We start from the raw sequence: 17787 nt of genomic DNA, 5'->3' as shown, positions 1-17787 counted from the left end.
GATTAGCCGTCGTAGGAATACTTCAATAAACGCTTCATATCATCAAGCATTTCACCACCGGTGTGATGCTCGGCATAGGTCATCATCGCGTATCCCTGTTGATCAACGACGAGAATTTTTTCGCCACTGCTCACATCAGCCTGATTGGTAGCCACAAACAGATTTTCCACAGCGGTTTGGTCCACCTGACCTACCGACATACGTGGATATTCAGACTGTAGTAATTCTGCAAACGCTGGATCTATTTGAGGACTTGTCGATAAGTAAATGCGCTCAACGCGACGTGCCTTATCCGCCAGACGCTTATGAACCTGCCTGGATTTATAAAGCTGAGCCTCACAAATTTCATCACAACGACCATCACCTACAACTATCAAACGCCATTTGAATCCCGCAGAAGGCGTCTGCAACCAATCTACCACCTGGTTTTCAGTATTCGATATTTCGAGACTTTCTATCGATGTCGCAGGCAAAATTAAATCGCCTTTATTAACTGTCCCTGTGGGAATACCCAAACCCGTTTTAAAAATTACATAGGCTGCCAGCATTGGCACAGTGATAACCCCGATCACCATCCATGCCATGATTTTACTGCGTCTATCTGCAATCGCCGTTTGCGTGGTTACAGATGCATCCTGATGATTTTCTGTTTCAACTCTCATAGTGAATTCACATGTGTTGATGCGTTATTGGAATGTTTGCGCAGCAAACTTGTTATATTGGTATTTGCGATCAGTGTCGCCATGGCAAGGGCTATTGCCATGGCAAACCATTGCCATGCATACCCTTGATGCTTTTCTGGTGTGGTATTCACTGGCGCTACACCTTGTTGTTGATGTAATACCCCCGGCAGCACCTCTACACCTAATTGGTCTGCCATAGCGTCGATATCCAACTCAACAACTCGTTGCGGCCAGCTGTCTGTCTCAGGCAGATAGGTAAGTAACGGGTTATCGCCAGGTTGTTTTAAATAACCGCTAATACGAGCTGTTTTAGGAATAGTGACCTGAGGTAACTGCTCACGCCTTGGGGGAGCCATTACCCACATCAGGTCGACCAGAACGGTTTTGTATGCTTCCCCATCTACTGCCGATAGAGGAACGATTACACGATACCCCTGACGCCCCTGCTGAACCTGATTTTCCAATAACCAATAGCGCTGCTGATCATATTTTCCTTGCAGGGTAAGTTGACGATAAGGTTGAGGTTCTTTTATGGCTACATATTCGCCAAGAGACATCGCAGGTAATTGTTGCTGATGGTTAAACGCATCCAGGAATTCTTGCTTTTCATCAGCGCGGTTTAGTTGCCAAAATCCCAAGCTGATAAAAAGTGGCAGAAATAACACCGCAAACACGCTAAGCTTCCAGTTCGGTGTTAGTTGAAATGTGTTTGGGTACTGCTTTTCACAGTATTCAGTGTTACTACCGTTAGCGTTATTGCTGCTTTGCATCACGGTGACCTCTACCTCGACTCGTTACCTCTACACCACAACCTAAAATAATAAATATTACAGCGGAGGTTAAACGCCAATGTGGCTAAAAGTTATTATTGTTATTCTCTTTCTTGCTGTGCTTGCCAGCTTGAGCAGTGCGCTGGTTTTTTTGCTTAAAGACTTCGGCGCCCCAGAATCCAAACGTACACTTTATGCCCTGGGAATTCGCATCGGCCTTGCTGCTCTGTTACTGATTTGTATCTTCTACGGTTTCCAGGCCGGTATTCTTTCCAGTACAGCCCCTTGGGATACTCGCATTTGAGTATCCCAAGTTTTTGGCTCTCTATCCCAGAATGTAAACAAACAGGAAGAGACCTACCCAAACCACATCCACAAAGTGCCAGTACCAACTGGCCGATTCAAAACCAAAACAATCATCATGCTTGAAGTGGCCTTTTAAGACAGAGCGCAGCCACATCACCAGCAGCATAAAGGTTCCCAAGGTTACATGGGCACCGTGGAAACCGGTTAGCATAAAGAAGGTTGTACCGTAGATACCGGACTCCAGTGTCAGCCCCATTTGGGTATAGGCGACATAATATTCCTCGACCTGTAAGACCAGGAAAATGATACCCAGCAAAACGGTTAAGCCGAGCCAGGCATTAAAGCCTTTGCGGTTCTCGTTCTTTAAACTGGTATGGGCAAAATGCACGGTGACACTGGAGGTGAGCAGGATGACGGTATTCCAGAACGGCAGCCAGCCAAAAATATTATCGACTGTGCTGTAACTCATGCTTTGTTCTGGACCCATGACCTTGGCAGCATCACCATGTGCAGCCATATCCGGAGTTGTCATCAGAGGCCAGGCGGCTTCAAAGCCCTGCCATAAATGTTCATTGGTGGATGCATTGCTGCCTTCGCCACCGAGCCACGGCAAGGCAAACGTACGTACATAGTAAAGTGCACCGAAGAACGCAGCGAAGAACATGACTTCACTAAAAATAAACCAGCCCATACCCCAGACATAGGAGCGCTTAAGCTGCGCACTGTTCATGCCCGCCATATTTTCATTGATGACGGCACTAAACCAGCACCACAGAACATAGGCAAACAACAAAGCGCCACAGAAGAAAATCGTCGGTCCAGTATCGACACCATTAATCCAGTTGGCGGCGCCAAACACTGTTAAGAACAATCCAAGCGATGCAAAGATGGGGAGCTTGCTTTGCTCGGGAACGTAATAATCACCTGCCATTGTTACTACCCCGTTTTGTTATGTTCCATATTATTATGTGCCGCCAGCGCAAAAGCGCCAGGCGGCGTTTTTACAATCCGATTGCCACAAGCGCTACATCCGAGAACTTATCGCTGACATCAAAAATAGTGTAGGACAAGGTTATTGTGTGCACTTGAGCGGGTATATCCTGATCAACAATAAAGCGCAGTGGTAATTTTGCGGTGGCGCCCGATTTCAGCGGTTGCTGATTAAAGCAAAAGCATTCGGTTTTGTGGAAATACTCAGCAGCCTTAAATGGCACCACACTGGGTATTGCCTGTCCCACCATATCTCTGGCCGTGGGATTACTGGCAATGTAATTTATTTCCATTTCCTGCCCAGGATGAACTTCAATCGATGCAAGTTCAGGCCGAAACCTCCAAGGCATGCTTTCATTATTGGTCGCCAAAAACTGAACGGTAACCGTACGACTGGTATCCACTGCAATGTCTACCGCTTCGTACTTATCGCCCGTTTTACCATTGAGGCCTGTGACTTCACAAAACAGGTTATACAACGGGGGCATTACCCAAATAGCAAATACAAACATAACCACAACCACCCCGCCCAGCTTTAGGCTAAGACGTTTAGTATCTGTTTGTATTTGCTGTTGGCTCATCGATGATCAATTCCTTTTCACGCCCTATCAGCTACCTAACTTCCGGAGGTGTACTGAAGGTGTGATAAGGCGCCGGAGAAGGCACTGTCCACTCCAGCCCTTCCGGGTTTTCCCACACTTCATCAGTTGCCTTGCGACCGGCACGAATAGTGGCAATCACGTTAAATAGGAACAGGATCTGTGCCGCGCCAAACAGGAAGGCACCACAACTGGCAATCATATTGAAGTCGGCAAACTGCAGCGCGTAGTCCGGAATTCGACGCGGCATACCCGCCAGCCCTACAAAGTGCATAGGGAAGAAGGTTAGGTTAAGACCAAGGAACGCCATCCAAAAATGGGTTTTGCCCATGGTCTCGTTATACATATTGCCGCACCACTTCGGCAGCCAATAATAAACACCTGCGGTGATCGAGAAGATGGCACCAGGTACCAGCACATAGTGGAAGTGAGCCACCACAAAGTAGGTATCGTGATACTGGAAATCCGCCGGTGCAATCGCCAACATCAAGCCGGAGAAACCACCGATGGTAAACAGAATCACAAAGGCGATCGCAAACAGCATAGGCGTTTCAAAGGTCATGGAGCCTTTGAACATAGTGGTTACCCAGTTGAATACCTTCACCCCTGTAGGCACAGCAATCAGCATGGTGGCGTACATAAAGAACAGCTCACCGGCAATTGGCATGCCCACCGTAAACATATGGTGGGCCCATACGATAAAACTCAGGAAAGCAATCGAGCTGGTGGCGTATACCATAGACGCGTAACCAAACAACGGCTTGCGGGCAAAGGTCGGAATAATCGCACTGACAATACCGAAGGCCGGTAAAATCATGATGTAAACTTCCGGGTGTCCGAAGAACCAGAACACATGCTGGAACAGCACCGGATCACCACCACCAGCGGCATCAAAGAAGCTGGTACCGAAGTGAATATCCATTAGCATCATGGTCACTACACCTGCTAATACCGGCATCACAGCGATCAACAGGTAGGCGGTAATCAACCAGGTCCACACAAACAGCGGCATTTTCATCAGAGTCATGCCAGGCGCGCGCATATTCAAAATGGTAGCGATGATATTGATCGCCCCCATAATGGAACTGGCGCCCATAATATGCACGGCAAAGATAAAGAAGGTTACGCTGGGTGGTGCGTAGGTGGTGGAAAGCGGGGCATAGAATGTCCAACCAAAGTTGGGGGCTCCACCCTCCATCAGCAATGTGGATGACAACATGGCGAAAGCAAATGGCAGAATCCAGAAGCTCCAGTTGTTCATCCGCGGCAGTGCCATATCCGGCGCACCGATCATCATCGGAATCATCCAGTTTGCCAACCCGACAAAGGCTGGCATCACTGCCCCGAACACCATCACCAAGCCGTGCATGGTGGTCATCTGGTTAAAGAAATCGGGATCAACAATTTGTAGACCCGGCTCAAACAGCTCGGCGCGAATGACCAGGGCGAATACACCGCCCAGTAAGAACATGGCAAAGCTGAACCACAAATACATAGTGCCAATGTCTTTGTGGTTGGTGGTGTATAACCACCGGGTAAACCCTTTTGCAGGACCGTGAGCCATGACTACTGCCCTCCTTGCTTAAACTTCAACACATCGATGGGCTGCACAGCATCCCCCATCTCGTTGCCAAAAGCGTTACGCTGATAAGTAATCACCGCAGCAATATCCACCTCTGAAAGCTGCGGTCCGTAAGCAGCCATCATCGGGTTAGCCGCGCTACCGTTGACCACCATATCCAGATGATCTGTCAGAGATCCGGTGGCTATACCACTATCGGCAATCGCAGGACCCACACCACCTTCACCGTTAGGGCCATGACAAGCCGCACAGGAAACCGCGTAGCGCTCTTCACCCTTGCTATAAAGCTCGTCAAAACTAAAGGTTTTTTCAGTCAACGCTTTCAGCTTGGCCGCCTCTTCACGCTTGGCCAGCAACCATTGATCGTATTCTTCCTGCGGCAACGCTTTAACTACGATGGGCATAAAGCCGTGATCCTTACCGCAGAGCTCAGCACACTGACCGCGGTAAACCCCCGGCTCTTCAACGTAGGTCCAGGACTCGTTGATAAAACCAGGAATCGCATCTTTTTTCACGGCCAACTCAGGTACCCACCAGGCGTGGATAACATCGTTGGCAGTAATCAGGAAACGTACTTTCTTTTTGACGGGAATGACCAGCGCTTCATCCACCTCTAGCAAGTAGTTTGGATTTTTCGGCGCCCGGTTATAAATTTCGTCTTGGGACGTGCTCAGGTTACTGAAGAAACTGACATCCTGCCCAACGTAATCATATTTCCATTTCCACTGATAACCGGTAATCAGAATATCCAGCTCAGCTTCTTTGGTATCGTAGATTTTAATCAGGGAGTTGGTGGCAGGAATTGCCATGAGGATCAGTATCAAAAACGGTATGACCGTCCAGATAATTTCCAGGGTAGTGCTTTCGTGGAAGTTTTCCGCTTTCGCCCCTTGTGATTTGCGGTGTGCAATCATGGTGTAGAACATAACACCAAATACCACGACACCGATCCCGACACACCACCAGAATATATCCATGTGAAGGCCGTAGACATCACGACTTACTGGGGTTACGCCCTGGGTCATATTGACCCCCCAGCGCTCGACCTCATCGGCCAGTAACTGATGACTACTCATCAGTACAGCAAGGCCAAGCGACCAGGCGAACAGCCTTTTCGCTCTTCTCAACATCGCCCTTTGTCTCCGTGTAGTTAACTTATAAGTTTTATTCTTACTACATACGGTTGGTGCACACGGTACTATCCCAATACTAGCTTGGATAAATAGTAAATCCCTACCGTTTTCACCGGGGCGTCGGGCACAGCAATGCCATCACACTGATACAGCAAGTGCGACCTGCTTAAAACATCACGGGGGTTTTAAGGCAAGGTAACCGGCAAGCCTGTCGACGTCCTAGTGGTACATCCAACAACTGCGGCAAATTGTCGCAACTACTACTTCACTTTCAAGATAGCCATAGAGCTTATAAGAAGTCAACGGCTTATTTACTTTGTGAATACCTAAAAATGCGTATACGACCTATATACACCGGATCCAGAGCGGTTTAGCTTTACAAAAAAAACTTCCCGGCGCACAGTTACGCGCCCTGAATTTTTTCACTTTACCGAGATGGAGAAGAGCTCGTTGATGTCCCTCAACCTCGACCACCGTCGTGTCTGGTCTCTGGCCTGGCCAATGATTCTCAGTAATATTTCAATTCCGTTGCTGGGTCTGGTGGATACCGCCATCCTCGGTCATCTGGACTCTCCCGTACACCTAGGTGCAGTGGCATTGGGCGCCAGTATTCTCAGTTTTGTATTTTGGGGCTTTGGTTTTTTACGTATGGGGACTACCAGTCTGGTGGCCCAGGCCTGGGGACGCGAAGACAAACTCGCCGTCAACACACTGTTTATGCAAGCCGCACTGCTCGCGCTGGTTTTGGGTCTGGTGTTAATTGTGTGTAAGGCACCGCTAATCAGCCTGACGTTAGAATTAATGGATCCACCGCCAGAGATTGCCGTAGGTGCAGCCGAATACAGTCATGTGCGTTTTTTAAGTGCCCCTGCAATATTATTTAATCTGACCTTGATCGGTTGGTTTATCGGGTTGCAAAATACCCGTGCGCCGCTGGTCATGTTGGTTACTACCAATCTCATCAATATCGTTTTGGATGCCTGGTTTATTATCGGTCTGGATATGGGTAGTTTCGGTGCCGCCCTGGCCAGTGCTATAGCCGAAGCCTGCGGTAGTGTGATTGGTATTTATCTGGTATTGCGTAGCAAGCTGCTAAAACCTGCCTTGATTGACTGGCCAAAAGTGTTTTTGCTAAGCGAATACAAACAGCTGTTAAAACTAAATAGCCATCTGTTTTTACGCACGGCTTGCCTGCTATTTACCTTTGCGTTCTTTAATGCCCAGAGCGCACAACTGGGGGAAAATACCCTGGCAGCAAATGCCATTCTGTTTCAATTATTGCTTTTTGTCTCCTATGGACTCGACGGCTTCGCCCATGCTTCCGAAGCCCTTATCGGCCAGTCAGTGGGCGCTAAACAAAGACGCAGTTTTATACAGGCACTGTTGACAACAGGTGCCTGGTCCGTTGGATTAACGGTAGTTTTTACGCTGCTATTTTTATTGGCCGAGCCGTGGTTAATCACCTTATTTACAGATATTGAAACGGTTATTTTAGAGTTACAGCAGATTTATATCTGGATTCTGCTACTGCCCTTAGTCTCGGTATGGGCCTATTGGCTGGATGGTGTTTTTATAGGATCAGGGCAAACCCAGCGTATGTTGATTGCCATGCTGATAGCCTCTGCAGGGGTGTTCTTTCCGTTGTGGTGGTTTACCCAACACTGGGGTAATCATGGTTTATGGCTGGCATTCACCGTCTTTAACCTGGCCCGTGGTGTTTGTCTGGGACTACAAATTACTCACATTATTCCGCCTGTTACTGCCGTTAACGGTGTAGCCCATGAAACTAAATAAGGTTTCATGGCTCCAATATATAGCTATTTAGTATTAGCTCCACCTTGTTTTTATTAGGTTTTCATCTACCTTTTATTAGGTGACAGGCGCTTTTTTGAGCGCTATTGTTAGCCTCCGGCTTGATCCCACATTTCCGTAAATTTGTGGATCGCATTATCACCGGCCACCAAGCTCCAGATAGATGTCGGCAGCGCTATTACAATAACAACGATTTTGTTTTACGCCTTTAAATATATGGATACTCACGACGTGGACGCCATTCGACAAACGATTAATATGGCGAAGCTTCAGGAACAAAAGACTGAGCATTTGCACAACCTGTTAAGACAGCAGCTGCCACAGTTGCACGATGCGATTCAATTGCCCGAAGAAGATTCAGTAAATACCTTGGCAGATTTTGTCACCCGTTATATTGAACATGTACCGGATTTTATCGAGGCAATTAGTGATCTTACCGAGCAGGCAGGATTGTACGAGCATGCCAGTGTTTTTCTGAAAATCGCTAAAGACTACTTTCTACAACCACCAACGATTATTGAAGGTCACACCGGCATGGATGCGTTAATGGATGAAGCCTATCTGGCCCATCGGTTAATGGAGGAAATCAATGACCGTTTTATTGGCCGCTGTGGCATACCTCTGGCCCCCATGGATATGACCCGCTCCAATTTAATTATTCACCATTTAATTGGTGAACCTTTTGCCAATGAATTGGATATGGCGGTGCAGTACTCCGTAGAAGTTTTGATGAACCAGGACAAGGTATTTTCTACCGAACAATTTCAGCAGTATGCCGAAGAGCATCGGCACAGAGGTTGGGCTGAAGAGCTAGAGCGCTGGCCGTGTTTAGCCGGAGACTTGGCTATTAACCTGAATTTTTCCGAGCCAACGCCTAACGCTCTGCATTAACTTCTTTATTTATCGTCGTTTAAGGGCGGAAACTGTAGCACTTGTGTTTCCGCCTTCACCTCTTCTTCAACCTGATTAACCCGTGTATCCAGTTCGCGAACCTGCGGGCTAAAATGCATTTCATCTTTATAACCGCAGGCCACACACTCGCGGTAATCTTTACCGTCTTCGTTAAACACGACGACCTTGTCCATCTCTGAACAACGCGGACAGACTGCACCGGCAATAAAACGCCGACTTTTATTAAATGCCATAACTACCTCTTACCTCTAGGGGAAATACAAAGATTAGCCTTGTATACCCGAGTGCCGTAACAACGCATCAATTTGCGGTTCACGACCACGAAACGCTTTAAACAAATCCATAGCTGGCTTTGAGCCACCTTGCTGCAGAATTTCAGACAGGAAACTACTACCCGCTTCAGGCGAGAAAATACCTTCCTCTTCGAAACGGGAATAGGCATCCGCCGATAAAACTTCGGCCCACTTGTAACTGTAATAACCCGCCGCATAACCACCGGCAAAAATATGACTAAAACCGTTTTGGAAGCGATTAAACGCCGGGGGAATAATCACCGCAACCTGTTGCCTTACGCGATCCAACACTGCCTGCACCGATTCAGGGTTTTGAGGATCATATTGGCGATGTAACAGGAAATCGAACAGGGCAAATTCCAACTGCCTCACCATCATCATGGCTGACTGAAAGTTTTTTGCAGCCAGCAGATTATCCAACATATCACCCGGCAGTGGCTCACCGGTTTGGTAATGGCCGGAAATCAAAGGGATAACGTCTTTTTCCCAACACCAGTTTTCCAAAAACTGACTGGGTAATTCCACGGCATCCCAGGCCACCCCATTAATACCACTGACGGCTGCAACATTGATCTCGGTCAGCATATGGTGCAAACCGTGACCAAATTCGTGAAACAGCGTTGTCACTTCATTGTGGGTTAACAGCGACGGTGTATCTCCCACCGGAGGCGTAAAGTTGCAGGTTAAATAGGCGATAGGTAACTGCTGCTCACCGGTTGTACTGAGGCGACGCACGCGGCAATCATCCATCCAGGCGCCGCCGCGCTTGTTTTCACGGGCGAATAAATCAAAGTAGAAACCGGCAATGGTTTTACCATCCCGATGAACTTGATAATAACTGGCATCCGGATGCCATGTGGCAACGCTGTCTTCTTTCTCAAAGCTGATGCCGAACAGGCGAGCGGTAACAGCAAACAAGCCCTCGATAACTTTTTCTACAGGGAAATAAGGCCGCAAGGCCTCTTCAGAAATACTGTATTGTTGCTGGCGTAATTTCTCACCGCAGTAAGTCACATCCCAAGGTTGTAACTCATCAATCCCCAGGGTAGTTTTGGAGAATTCTGCCAACTCAGCCAATTCCTGTTCAGCCTGTGGCTTCGATTTTTCTGCCAGCTGCTGTAAGAAATCGATAACCTGCTGTGGCTCTTCGGCCATTTTGGTTGCTAAAGAGCGCTCACTGTAATCACCAAACTCCAGCAGCTGGGCCAATTCGTGACGCAGGGACAAAATTTCTTCTATCAGTGGAGCATTGTCCCACTTACCCGCCTGGGGCCCCTGATCGGAAGCCCGTGTACTAAACGCGGTATAAACCTCTTCACGCAATTCGCGATTGTCCGCGTGCATCATTACCGCTAAATAGGATGGCATATTCAAGGTCAGCAAATAACCCTGCTGGTCTTTAGCTGCCTGCTGCGCTTGTTCCAGCGCCGTATCAGGCATACCCGCCAGCTCGTCATCGCTGTCCAACAATTTAGTCCAGCCCTGGGTCGCATCCAGTACATTGTTGGAAAAATTAGTGCTCAGTTCCGATAGCCGCTTTTTGATTTCTGCATAGCGCTGTTTCTTTGCCTCCGGCAATGCAACACCAGCCAGACGAAAGTCTCGCAAAGCATTATCAACGGCCTGCTTCTGGGCCTGGTTTAACTGTTGATATTCATCACTGTCCGCCAGCTGCTGGTAAGCTTGATACAGACCCTGGTGCTGGCCCATTTCGGTAGAATACTCTGTGAGCTTGCTCAGACAGCGGGTGTAAATATCCCGCAGCTCATCGGAGTTCATCACCGCATTCAGATGGCCTACCGGCGACCAGGTCTGGGCTAACAGGTCATCCACCTCCTCCAGTGGCGCCACTAGGCTATCCCAGGTTACCGGCTTATCAACCAGAGATTCCACCTGCTGGCGGCAGGCATTAAGACGGGCATCCAGAGCGTCTTCAATCTGGTTATTGTCGATCTTGTCAAACGCAGGCAAGACGTTGTCTTCTAGTAGGGGATTATTCATAGCGATACGGGGTCATGTCCTTCATAATCCCTCTATGATACACCTTTGAGAGCCAGATTGATGACATCGCCTATACGTAGTTTCCAAGATAAAACCCCGGTTATTCACGAGACAGCCTATATTGACCCCGCCTGTGTGATTATCGGTGATGTTGAAATTGGCGCCGATTCTTCCGTCTGGCCCATGGTGACGATTCGTGGAGATATGCACCGTATCCGCATCGGAGAACGCAGCAGCATTCAGGATAACAGCGTGCTGCATATTACCCACGCCGGTCCCTTTAACCCGGACGGCTGGCCGTTGACTATCGGTGACGATGTCACTGTCGGCCATTCCGTTACCCTGCACGGCTGTACCCTGGGCAATCGGATTTTAGTCGGAGTAGGCTCCACCGTTATGGATGGTGCCGTTATTGAAGATGAAGTTGTCATCGGCGCAGGCACCCTGGTCCCACCGGGTAAACACCTGGAAAGTGGCTTTTTATATGTAGGCAGTCCCTGTAAACAAGCCCGCCCCTTATCGGATAAAGAGCGTTCTTTCTTTACTTACTCGGCGAACAACTACGCCAAGTTGAAAGACCAGCATATAGCTGAACAAAATAAATAGGGTACAAACTGAGGGATAGACAGCAAGCCATGCTTGCTGTCTTTGCAAAAAAGAAATGGGTTTTATTGAATGCCTTTGATATAGGCCAGAATATTTTTAACCTGTTGGGTCGATAAAACACCTTTCCAGGCAGGCATGGCGCCTTCGCCTTCCATGACCTCTTCAATCAGGTGAGCCTCATCACCTTTGTGCTCTTCAATTTCCTCGGCAATATTAGCAGCCTTCAGAGCCTTACCCGCAGGGCCATCACCAAGGCCCTTGGGACCGTGACACATGGCGCAGTGTTTTTGGTAAAGCGCCTGGCCTTCGACAACATCTTCTGCCTGAACAGCTGCTGATAATGTTAGCGCTGCAATCACGCCTATCCATACTGACTTCATGGTATAACTTAATTCCTAACCTAATTGTTTTCTCAGTTCGGTAATTACCGGTGCCACTGCCGGTTTAACGCCTCGCCAAAGGGCAAACGATTCTGCCGCTTGCCCAACCAACATGCCCAGCCCATCGGCGCTATGCGCAGCACCTTGATCCATCGCCCACTGCAAAAATACCGTAGGATCTGCAGCATACATCATGTCGTAACAAGAAGCATTATCACTTAAGAGGTAGTCTGGTAGCGGTGGCAGATCACCAGCCAGACTGGCCGAAGTGCCATTTATAACGAGGTCAAACTGTAGGCCAGGTAGGTCGTCAAAACTGCAGGCTTTTATTTTGCCCAGATCTTTAAACTCGCGCACCAACTGAATCGCTTTGGCCAACGTGCGATTGGCAATCACCACTTCACAGGGTTGCTGCGCTAATAGAGGTTGCAACACCCCACGTACAGCACCACCGGCACCCAGAATTAAAATGCGCTTATCAGCAATCGACCAACCCAGGTTATCGGTGATATCACTAACCATACCTTGGCCATCGGTGTTATCACCCAGCACAGAGCCATCATCCTGCTTTGCCAAGGTATTTACCGCTCCGGCGCGCTGTGCGCGTTCGGTCAGCTTGTCAGCGTATTCAAAGGCATCCAATTTAAATGGCACCGTGATGTTTAAACCACGGCCATTACCTTGAAAAAATGCATTGGCAGCTGCGGCAAACTGATCGGTTTCCACCAGCTGTTTGTTGTACTCCAATTGCTGAGCGGTTTGCTCGGCAAACAGGCTATGTATTTGGGGGGATTTGGAATGGGCAATCGGATTGCCAAATACTGCATACTGATCCATCAACTCTTATCCTTAAGCCTCTAGCCAGTCACAGGGTTTTAAATAGATATCATAGAGTTCAGATTCTGGCGAACCAGGTTGCGGATGCCAGTCGTACTCCCAGCGCACCAACGGCGGCAGCGACATCAAGATAGATTCAGTGCGCCCCCCGGTTTGCAGTCCAAACAGGGTGCCGCGATCGAACACCAGATTAAATTCCACATAGCGACCGCGACGGTAGAGCTGGAACTCGCGCTCACGTTCACCATATGCAATGTCTTTGCGCTTGGCCATAATCGGGCGATAGGCATCCACATAGCTATCACCAACTGCCTGCATAAAGGCAAAACTCTTTTCAAAACCCAGCTCGTTGAGGTCATCAAAGAATAGGCCGCCGACACCGCGAGGCTCATCACGATGCTTCAAATAAAAATAATCATCACACCATTTTTTAAAACGCGGATAAATATCCTCACCAAACGGCTGGCAGGCATCGAACGCGGTTTGGTGCCAGTGACGACAATCTTCTTTATTGCCGTAATAAGGTGTCAGGTCATATCCGCCGCCAAACCACCATACGGGATCAGCGCCTTCTTTTTCAGCGATAAAGAAACGTACATTGGCGTGACTGGTAGGCACATAGGGATTCTTGGGATGGATCACCAGGGATACGCCCATGGCCTCAAAAGAGCGGCCAGCCAATTCCGGGCGATGGGCCGTGGCCGAAGCGGGCATTTGAGTACCGTGCACATGGGAAAAATTAACCCCGCCCTTTTCAATCACAGCACCATCGGTCAACACCCGTGAACGGCCCCCGCCGCCCTCTTCCCGCTGCCAACTGTCTTCAACAAAGCTGGCGCCGCCGTCTTCTGCGGCCAGGGCGTCACAAATACTGTCTTGCAGTTTAAGCAGGTAGGCTTTTACAGCAGCTTTATCAGGCTGACTCATACATCATCTCGCGGCTTAGTGATTAATTTTAGTGTTTAGAAAGAAGGGACATAAGGGCGTCTATTCTACGCCCCTGTTAACTGGCTCGTAAAATCTCGCCAGTGATCAAATCACGAATTTGGGTCGGGTTAGCAGATTTGCCCACACAACCCGGTGTAACGTCATCAAGTTGGCCGCGGAAATAGCGCTGTACCTGAAAACCGTGTCGGGCTGGCTGCATACCCTGCGGATTGGCCGACGTGGAAACAATTGGGCCACCAAAAGCACGACACAGGCCTGCAACCACCGGATGAGCCGATACCCGCAGAGCCACAGAATCGAAGCGGCCACGAATATAATCCGGTGCAGTGCCATTATGGGGTACCAACCAGGTATTTGGCCCAGGCCAGGTTTCCGTTAATAACTGGCGTTGTTCGGTGGTTAATCCGTCCAGGTAGGGTTCAAACTGTTCGATATCGGCAGCAACCAGAATCAGGCCTTTTTCTTCGGCGCGATTTTTAAGGGCCAGGATTTTTAATACCGCATGCTCATTATCCGGAGCCGCTCCCAAACCCCAAACAGCTTCGGTAGGGTATGCAATCACACCACCCTGAATCAGGTTTTCAGCGGCGCGTTGAATTTTGGGGTGTTGGGACCAGTCCATCATGCTACTTCTCTTTCGGTAATCGCCTGGGAAGATAAAAATAGGTAGGTAAGTATACCAAGGCGCGGGAATGTAGCTTAACTGTTCAGTTAGCGCAAACGACCTTTGTATGACCAGAATCTATTAACTAAGACGCTGATAGCCGCCTTCATAGGCTTCGATCAGGCCTTTTAGCTCCAACCCCATCAACCCGCTTAATACCTCTCCGGTCGATAGCCGGGTTGCAGCTATCAATTGCTCTAACCCCGTTGGCTCAAAGCCAATTAACTGCCACAGGCGATGTTCTTCATCGCTGAGATCCGGTGCCAAATCAGAACAGGGGTACTGGGTTGGCTCTGACACGGACGGACTCGTCATCAGCCAACCCTGCAGCTGATCCATAATATCCTTCGAAGTCTCCACCAACGTCGCGCCTTCCTTGATCAAGGCATGGCAACCGCGGCTGAGTGGATTGTGGATAGAGCCGGGAATCGCAAACACTTCCCGGTTGTGCTCCAGGCCATAACGCGCGGTGATTAAGGAACCACTTTTCAGGGCCGCCTCAACCACCAGAATGCCCAAACTCAAGCCACTGATTATGCGATTGCGGCGGGGAAAATGGCTTGGTTGCGGTCCAGTGCCGGGAGCAAACTCACTGATCAGCAGGCCGCCCTGATACAACACCCGCTCACCCAAAGACTGATGCCGACGGGGATAAATCGTCTCCAGCCCGCAACCCAATACAGCCAAGGTATGACCACCTACTTCCAGGGCACCGGTGTGGGCAGCCCCATCGATACCCAATGCCAAGCCGCTGGTTACAGTAAAACCGGCGGCAGCCAAATCTTTGCCGAAGGCCTGGGCATTGGCCAATCCAGCCTGGGAGGCATTGCGACTACCGACAATAGCCAGCTGGGGTTGGTTCAACAGGGACATATCACCACGGCAATATAATACCGGCGGCTTTGCCTCGATTTCAGTTAGCAGGCTCGGGTATCCATCATCCAGATAAGTAATGACTTGCAAACCTGTTTGAGCGCAGCACTCAAGGGCTTTTAGCCAGGCCTTCCAAACCGGTGAAGTACGATAATTACAGCGCAGCTCGGATAGCGCCTGTGACGGCTGATTGGCCAACAAGGGCGCCAATACAGCGGGCTGTAATGTAAATATCCGACGTAAATCATCCAGTTCAGACGCCAAGCGCCAAAAACCAGCGGGACCAAATCCGGGGAGAAATTGCAGCAAATGAATCGTCTGCGACAGGGAAAGCTCGTCGAGACTTAATTGCTCTGGACACAAGGTAGTAGAGGAAATGTTTGAGAGGGGTTGCTCGATATCCATATCGGGCTCACTGTTTTAGCTGGTAAGTGTTTAGCGGGGTGTAAGACCTACAGCTTAATGATCACATCGTCCCTGATGATATAAGGGCGTGACAGTTAATCCATCACGCCCTGGATTTACATATGGGTTTAAGGCTTTTGTACCTTGTCATTCACGGCCAGCGGACGCGAAGATTCCAGCACCAAGCCAAAACTCATTTTCTCAAAGGTACGGAATACCATTAACAGACCGGCTCGCTCATCGGGTAACTTGACCTTTTCACCGGTCACACGGTCACGGATCATGCTGCCGTTCTTATAAATCGCCAGCACATTGCCGATCTCCAGGCCCTCACGCTCACCGCGGTTAATGGTTACCACATCCATGGCACCTACCTGAGATACACCACCTTCAACAGTCATGATCCTGCCGGCAATCTCTTCTTCAGGAGAGGAAGGAAAGAAGGTGGAATCAATGGCACGTTCTTCGTGTGGCAGCAGACGGTCTTCGATACGAATTTCTTCGGTAGTACGCGTTACCGCCAGGGTGGCAATATCATTTTCCTTACCGCGCATTTTCACCGAACCGATATCGCGGGCTTCAACACCCAACAGTTCGTTGCTATCCGGGTCGATATACGGCTTGCCTTTACGGTAGACACCGTAAACCGGCACCTTATCGGCAAACTCACCGCGGGCATAGAGGCTATCACCGGCGCCGACCACCAGGTGATCTTCAGCGCCCATCAAGACATAAGGGGCTGCTTCCAGCTCACCCTGTTCTACCACTCGGCTGCGAGACAGGAAGTTACTGATGGCATCCAAAGGGATAGCCGGGATGGCTTCACCCAAAGGTTTAATATGAACCGTTGGCGACAGTTTAACCGGGCTCATCTTATAACTACGGCCTTCTTCACCACGCTCAACCACCAATCGTGGACGACCGTCGAGGTAAATCAGCGTAATCACATCGCCAGGATAAATCAGGTGTGGATTATCAATCTGCGGATTAACATGCCAGATTTCCGGCCACATCCAGGGATTTTTCAGGAAGGTTTCCGATATATCCCACAGGGTATCACCCTTGACCACCGTATAACGGTCCGGGTGATTATCGTTGAGAATCGCCTCTTCAGCGCTGGCACTGAAGGAAGCCCCCAGGGAAGAAACACAGAGAGTAAGTGCAGCCAGTCCAAGCCTAAGCTTTTTCATAGAAACCAATCCTGTTCTATTTTGCCTGTTCTATTCGGCGTCAGGGCAGATAATCGTTATAATAGCCCATTAGTCGTTATAATAGCCTACAGTGTCCTGAGCCAAGGCAGTTGAGGGTCGTTTAGTCCCGTTTTCGCCCTTAATAACGGCACAATTCACCGAATAATAGCTGTGTGATCATAATGTTAGCAGCGGTTGTTCCCTTTTTACTAGAAGTTTGTCACAACCATTTATGGCCATTTTAGAGATTCTTGAGTTTCCAGACCCCCGCTTGCGTACCGTTGCCAAACCTGTAGACACGGTCGATGACAGTATTCGCACACTGATCGACGATATGTTTGAGACTATGTATGCCGCTCCCGGCATTGGTCTGGCCGCGACCCAGATCAATGTCCACAAGCAGGTGGTGGTGATGGATATCTCCGAAGACGGTAATGATCCGCTGGTGTTTATCAACCCGCAGGTTGAAGTTCTCGGTGAGGATAAACAGCCCTATGATGAAGGCTGCCTGTCGGTTCCTGGCTTCTATGAATCTGTAGACCGACCTACCCAGATCCGTGTTACCGCACTGGATCGCAGCGGTGAAGAATTTACCCTTGAACCTGATGGTTTGCTCGCAGTCTGCATTCAGCACGAGCTCGATCACCTAAAAGGCAAACTGTTTGTCGACTATATTTCTTCCATGAAACGCGATCGTATTCGCAAGAAACTGGAAAAGCTGCACCGACAGCGCGCCTAATAAGCGCCTTTAATTACAATAGTTAACAGGTTTGTGGTTACCCACAAACCTGTTTTTATTTCAA

The 17787-nt window shown here is 49.1% G+C and carries 19 protein-coding genes; 5 read left to right on the top strand and 14 right to left on the bottom strand.

From position 1 onward, the window contains the following. Positions 1-2: 2 nt before the first annotated feature. Both ACGHZ6_RS00165 and ACGHZ6_RS00160 read right to left on the bottom strand, forming a co-directional pair. A complete protein-coding gene (locus tag ACGHZ6_RS00165; RefSeq protein ID WP_390616736.1) occupies positions 3-662 on the bottom strand; it encodes an SCO family protein in 660 nt (219 codons plus the stop codon). After that, complete coding sequence (locus tag ACGHZ6_RS00160) at positions 659-1453, bottom strand: SURF1 family protein (protein WP_390616735.1); 795 nt, start codon at positions 1451-1453, stop codon at positions 659-661. The genes ACGHZ6_RS00165 and ACGHZ6_RS00160 overlap by 4 nt, the downstream gene beginning before the upstream one ends. A 79-nt stretch (positions 1454-1532) precedes the next feature. Here ACGHZ6_RS00160 and ACGHZ6_RS00155 point away from each other — a divergent pair, with 79 nt between their 5' ends. Next, positions 1533-1757 (top strand): DUF2909 domain-containing protein, encoded by a 225-nt coding sequence (locus ACGHZ6_RS00155; RefSeq protein WP_390616734.1) that lies wholly within the window; start codon positions 1533-1535, stop codon positions 1755-1757. A gap of 21 nt (positions 1758-1778) precedes the next feature. Here ACGHZ6_RS00155 and ACGHZ6_RS00150 read toward each other — a convergent pair whose 3' ends face one another. The 4 genes from ACGHZ6_RS00150 to coxB all read right to left on the bottom strand — a co-directional run bounded on the left by ACGHZ6_RS00150 (position 1779) and on the right by coxB (position 6060). Next, a complete protein-coding gene (locus ACGHZ6_RS00150) occupies positions 1779-2690 on the bottom strand; it encodes a cytochrome c oxidase subunit 3 (RefSeq protein WP_390616733.1) in 912 nt (303 codons plus the stop codon). Between the two features lie 70 nt (positions 2691-2760). Next, complete coding sequence (locus ACGHZ6_RS00145) at positions 2761-3330, bottom strand: cytochrome c oxidase assembly protein (protein ID WP_390616732.1); 570 nt, start codon at positions 3328-3330, stop codon at positions 2761-2763. Positions 3331-3361: 31 nt separating this feature from the next. Next, positions 3362-4912 carry a cytochrome c oxidase subunit I gene (ctaD, locus tag ACGHZ6_RS00140; RefSeq protein ID WP_390616731.1) on the bottom strand — a complete coding sequence of 517 codons (1551 nt, stop codon included), beginning with the start codon at positions 4910-4912 and terminating at the stop codon, positions 3362-3364. 2 nt (positions 4913-4914) lie between these two features. Next, a complete protein-coding gene (gene coxB / locus ACGHZ6_RS00135; protein ID WP_390616730.1) occupies positions 4915-6060 on the bottom strand; it encodes a cytochrome c oxidase subunit II in 1146 nt (381 codons plus the stop codon). 456 nt (positions 6061-6516) lie between these two features. On the opposite strand from coxB, the gene ACGHZ6_RS00130 reads away from it, so the two are divergent. Both ACGHZ6_RS00130 and ACGHZ6_RS00125 read left to right on the top strand, forming a co-directional pair. Further along, complete coding sequence (locus ACGHZ6_RS00130; RefSeq protein WP_390616729.1) at positions 6517-7857, top strand: MATE family efflux transporter; 1341 nt, start codon at positions 6517-6519, stop codon at positions 7855-7857. Between the two features lie 234 nt (positions 7858-8091). Beyond that, the gene (locus ACGHZ6_RS00125; protein WP_390616728.1) at positions 8092-8766 is read left to right on the top strand and encodes a hypothetical protein; all 675 of its coding nucleotides are present in this window, start codon (positions 8092-8094) and stop codon (positions 8764-8766) included. Between the two features lie 5 nt (positions 8767-8771). On the opposite strand, the gene ACGHZ6_RS00120 is transcribed toward ACGHZ6_RS00125, so the two are convergent. Both ACGHZ6_RS00120 and prlC read right to left on the bottom strand, forming a co-directional pair. Then, positions 8772-9020 carry a YheV family putative zinc ribbon protein gene (locus ACGHZ6_RS00120; RefSeq protein ID WP_390616727.1) on the bottom strand — a complete coding sequence of 83 codons (249 nt, stop codon included), beginning with the start codon at positions 9018-9020 and terminating at the stop codon, positions 8772-8774. A gap of 33 nt (positions 9021-9053) precedes the next feature. Further along, entirely contained in the window at positions 9054-11081 is a 2028-nt protein-coding gene (gene prlC / locus ACGHZ6_RS00115; protein WP_390616726.1) for an oligopeptidase A, read from the bottom strand. A 60-nt stretch (positions 11082-11141) separates the two neighbouring features. On the opposite strand from prlC, the gene ACGHZ6_RS00110 reads away from it, so the two are divergent. After that, positions 11142-11687: a gamma carbonic anhydrase family protein gene (locus ACGHZ6_RS00110; RefSeq protein ID WP_390616725.1), complete on the top strand. Its 546-nt coding sequence runs from the start codon at positions 11142-11144 to the stop codon at positions 11685-11687. Between the two features lie 62 nt (positions 11688-11749). On the opposite strand, the gene ACGHZ6_RS00105 is transcribed toward ACGHZ6_RS00110, so the two are convergent. The 6 genes from ACGHZ6_RS00105 to ACGHZ6_RS00080 form a co-directional block, all read right to left on the bottom strand. Further along, positions 11750-12067, bottom strand: coding sequence for a c-type cytochrome (locus ACGHZ6_RS00105; protein ID WP_390616724.1), 318 nt, complete (start codon positions 12065-12067; stop codon positions 11750-11752). A gap of 15 nt (positions 12068-12082) precedes the next feature. Continuing rightward, positions 12083-12904, bottom strand: coding sequence for a shikimate dehydrogenase (aroE, locus tag ACGHZ6_RS00100; protein ID WP_390616723.1), 822 nt, complete (start codon positions 12902-12904; stop codon positions 12083-12085). Between the two features lie 12 nt (positions 12905-12916). Then, positions 12917-13831 carry an oxygen-dependent coproporphyrinogen oxidase gene (gene hemF / locus ACGHZ6_RS00095; RefSeq protein ID WP_390616722.1) on the bottom strand — a complete coding sequence of 305 codons (915 nt, stop codon included), beginning with the start codon at positions 13829-13831 and terminating at the stop codon, positions 12917-12919. Between the two features lie 76 nt (positions 13832-13907). Beyond that, positions 13908-14474 (bottom strand): L-threonylcarbamoyladenylate synthase, encoded by a 567-nt coding sequence (locus tag ACGHZ6_RS00090; protein WP_390619213.1) that lies wholly within the window; start codon positions 14472-14474, stop codon positions 13908-13910. A gap of 123 nt (positions 14475-14597) precedes the next feature. Next, positions 14598-15794: a DNA-processing protein DprA gene (gene dprA / locus ACGHZ6_RS00085; RefSeq protein ID WP_390616721.1), complete on the bottom strand. Its 1197-nt coding sequence runs from the start codon at positions 15792-15794 to the stop codon at positions 14598-14600. Between the two features lie 128 nt (positions 15795-15922). Continuing rightward, the gene (locus ACGHZ6_RS00080; protein ID WP_390616719.1) at positions 15923-16984 is read right to left on the bottom strand and encodes a LysM peptidoglycan-binding domain-containing protein; all 1062 of its coding nucleotides are present in this window, start codon (positions 16982-16984) and stop codon (positions 15923-15925) included. Between the two features lie 232 nt (positions 16985-17216). Between ACGHZ6_RS00080 and def the strand changes: the two genes are divergently transcribed. Next, complete coding sequence (gene def / locus ACGHZ6_RS00075) at positions 17217-17723, top strand: peptide deformylase (protein WP_390616718.1); 507 nt, start codon at positions 17217-17219, stop codon at positions 17721-17723. Positions 17724-17787: the final 64 nt, after the last annotated feature.

Source organism: Maricurvus nonylphenolicus (genome assembly GCF_042854845.1).
In the GTDB taxonomy this organism is placed as follows: Bacteria; Pseudomonadota; Gammaproteobacteria; order Pseudomonadales; family Cellvibrionaceae; genus Maricurvus; species Maricurvus nonylphenolicus.
The sequence above is the reverse complement of the archived record's forward strand: the minus strand, read 5'-3'. Positions and strand labels throughout refer to the sequence as shown.

What these genes read in the sequence shown, in the direction of transcription:
- ACGHZ6_RS00165 (WP_390616736.1), bottom strand. Translation starts at nt 662, where the DNA reads ATGAGAGTTGAAACAGAAAATCATCAGGATGCATCTGTAACCACGCAA.
- ACGHZ6_RS00160 (WP_390616735.1), bottom strand. Translation starts at nt 1,453, where the DNA reads ATGCAAAGCAGCAATAACGCTAACGGTAGTAACACTGAATACTGTGAA.
- ACGHZ6_RS00155 (WP_390616734.1), top strand. Translation starts at nt 1,533, where the DNA reads ATGTGGCTAAAAGTTATTATTGTTATTCTCTTTCTTGCTGTGCTTGCC.
- ACGHZ6_RS00150 (WP_390616733.1), bottom strand. Translation starts at nt 2,690, where the DNA reads ATGGCAGGTGATTATTACGTTCCCGAGCAAAGCAAGCTCCCCATCTTT.
- ACGHZ6_RS00145 (WP_390616732.1), bottom strand. Translation starts at nt 3,330, where the DNA reads ATGAGCCAACAGCAAATACAAACAGATACTAAACGTCTTAGCCTAAAG.
- ctaD (WP_390616731.1), bottom strand. Translation starts at nt 4,912, where the DNA reads ATGGCTCACGGTCCTGCAAAAGGGTTTACCCGGTGGTTATACACCACC.
- coxB (WP_390616730.1), bottom strand. Translation starts at nt 6,060, where the DNA reads ATGTTGAGAAGAGCGAAAAGGCTGTTCGCCTGGTCGCTTGGCCTTGCT.
- ACGHZ6_RS00130 (WP_390616729.1), top strand. Translation starts at nt 6,517, where the DNA reads ATGTCCCTCAACCTCGACCACCGTCGTGTCTGGTCTCTGGCCTGGCCA.
- ACGHZ6_RS00125 (WP_390616728.1), top strand. Translation starts at nt 8,092, where the DNA reads ATGGATACTCACGACGTGGACGCCATTCGACAAACGATTAATATGGCG.
- ACGHZ6_RS00120 (WP_390616727.1), bottom strand. Translation starts at nt 9,020, where the DNA reads ATGGCATTTAATAAAAGTCGGCGTTTTATTGCCGGTGCAGTCTGTCCG.
- prlC (WP_390616726.1), bottom strand. Translation starts at nt 11,081, where the DNA reads ATGAATAATCCCCTACTAGAAGACAACGTCTTGCCTGCGTTTGACAAG.
- ACGHZ6_RS00110 (WP_390616725.1), top strand. Translation starts at nt 11,142, where the DNA reads ATGACATCGCCTATACGTAGTTTCCAAGATAAAACCCCGGTTATTCAC.
- ACGHZ6_RS00105 (WP_390616724.1), bottom strand. Translation starts at nt 12,067, where the DNA reads ATGAAGTCAGTATGGATAGGCGTGATTGCAGCGCTAACATTATCAGCA.
- aroE (WP_390616723.1), bottom strand. Translation starts at nt 12,904, where the DNA reads ATGGATCAGTATGCAGTATTTGGCAATCCGATTGCCCATTCCAAATCC.
- hemF (WP_390616722.1), bottom strand. Translation starts at nt 13,831, where the DNA reads ATGAGTCAGCCTGATAAAGCTGCTGTAAAAGCCTACCTGCTTAAACTG.
- ACGHZ6_RS00090 (WP_390619213.1), bottom strand. Translation starts at nt 14,474, where the DNA reads ATGGACTGGTCCCAACACCCCAAAATTCAACGCGCCGCTGAAAACCTG.
- dprA (WP_390616721.1), bottom strand. Translation starts at nt 15,794, where the DNA reads ATGGATATCGAGCAACCCCTCTCAAACATTTCCTCTACTACCTTGTGT.
- ACGHZ6_RS00080 (WP_390616719.1), bottom strand. Translation starts at nt 16,984, where the DNA reads ATGAAAAAGCTTAGGCTTGGACTGGCTGCACTTACTCTCTGTGTTTCT.
- def (WP_390616718.1), top strand. Translation starts at nt 17,217, where the DNA reads ATGGCCATTTTAGAGATTCTTGAGTTTCCAGACCCCCGCTTGCGTACC.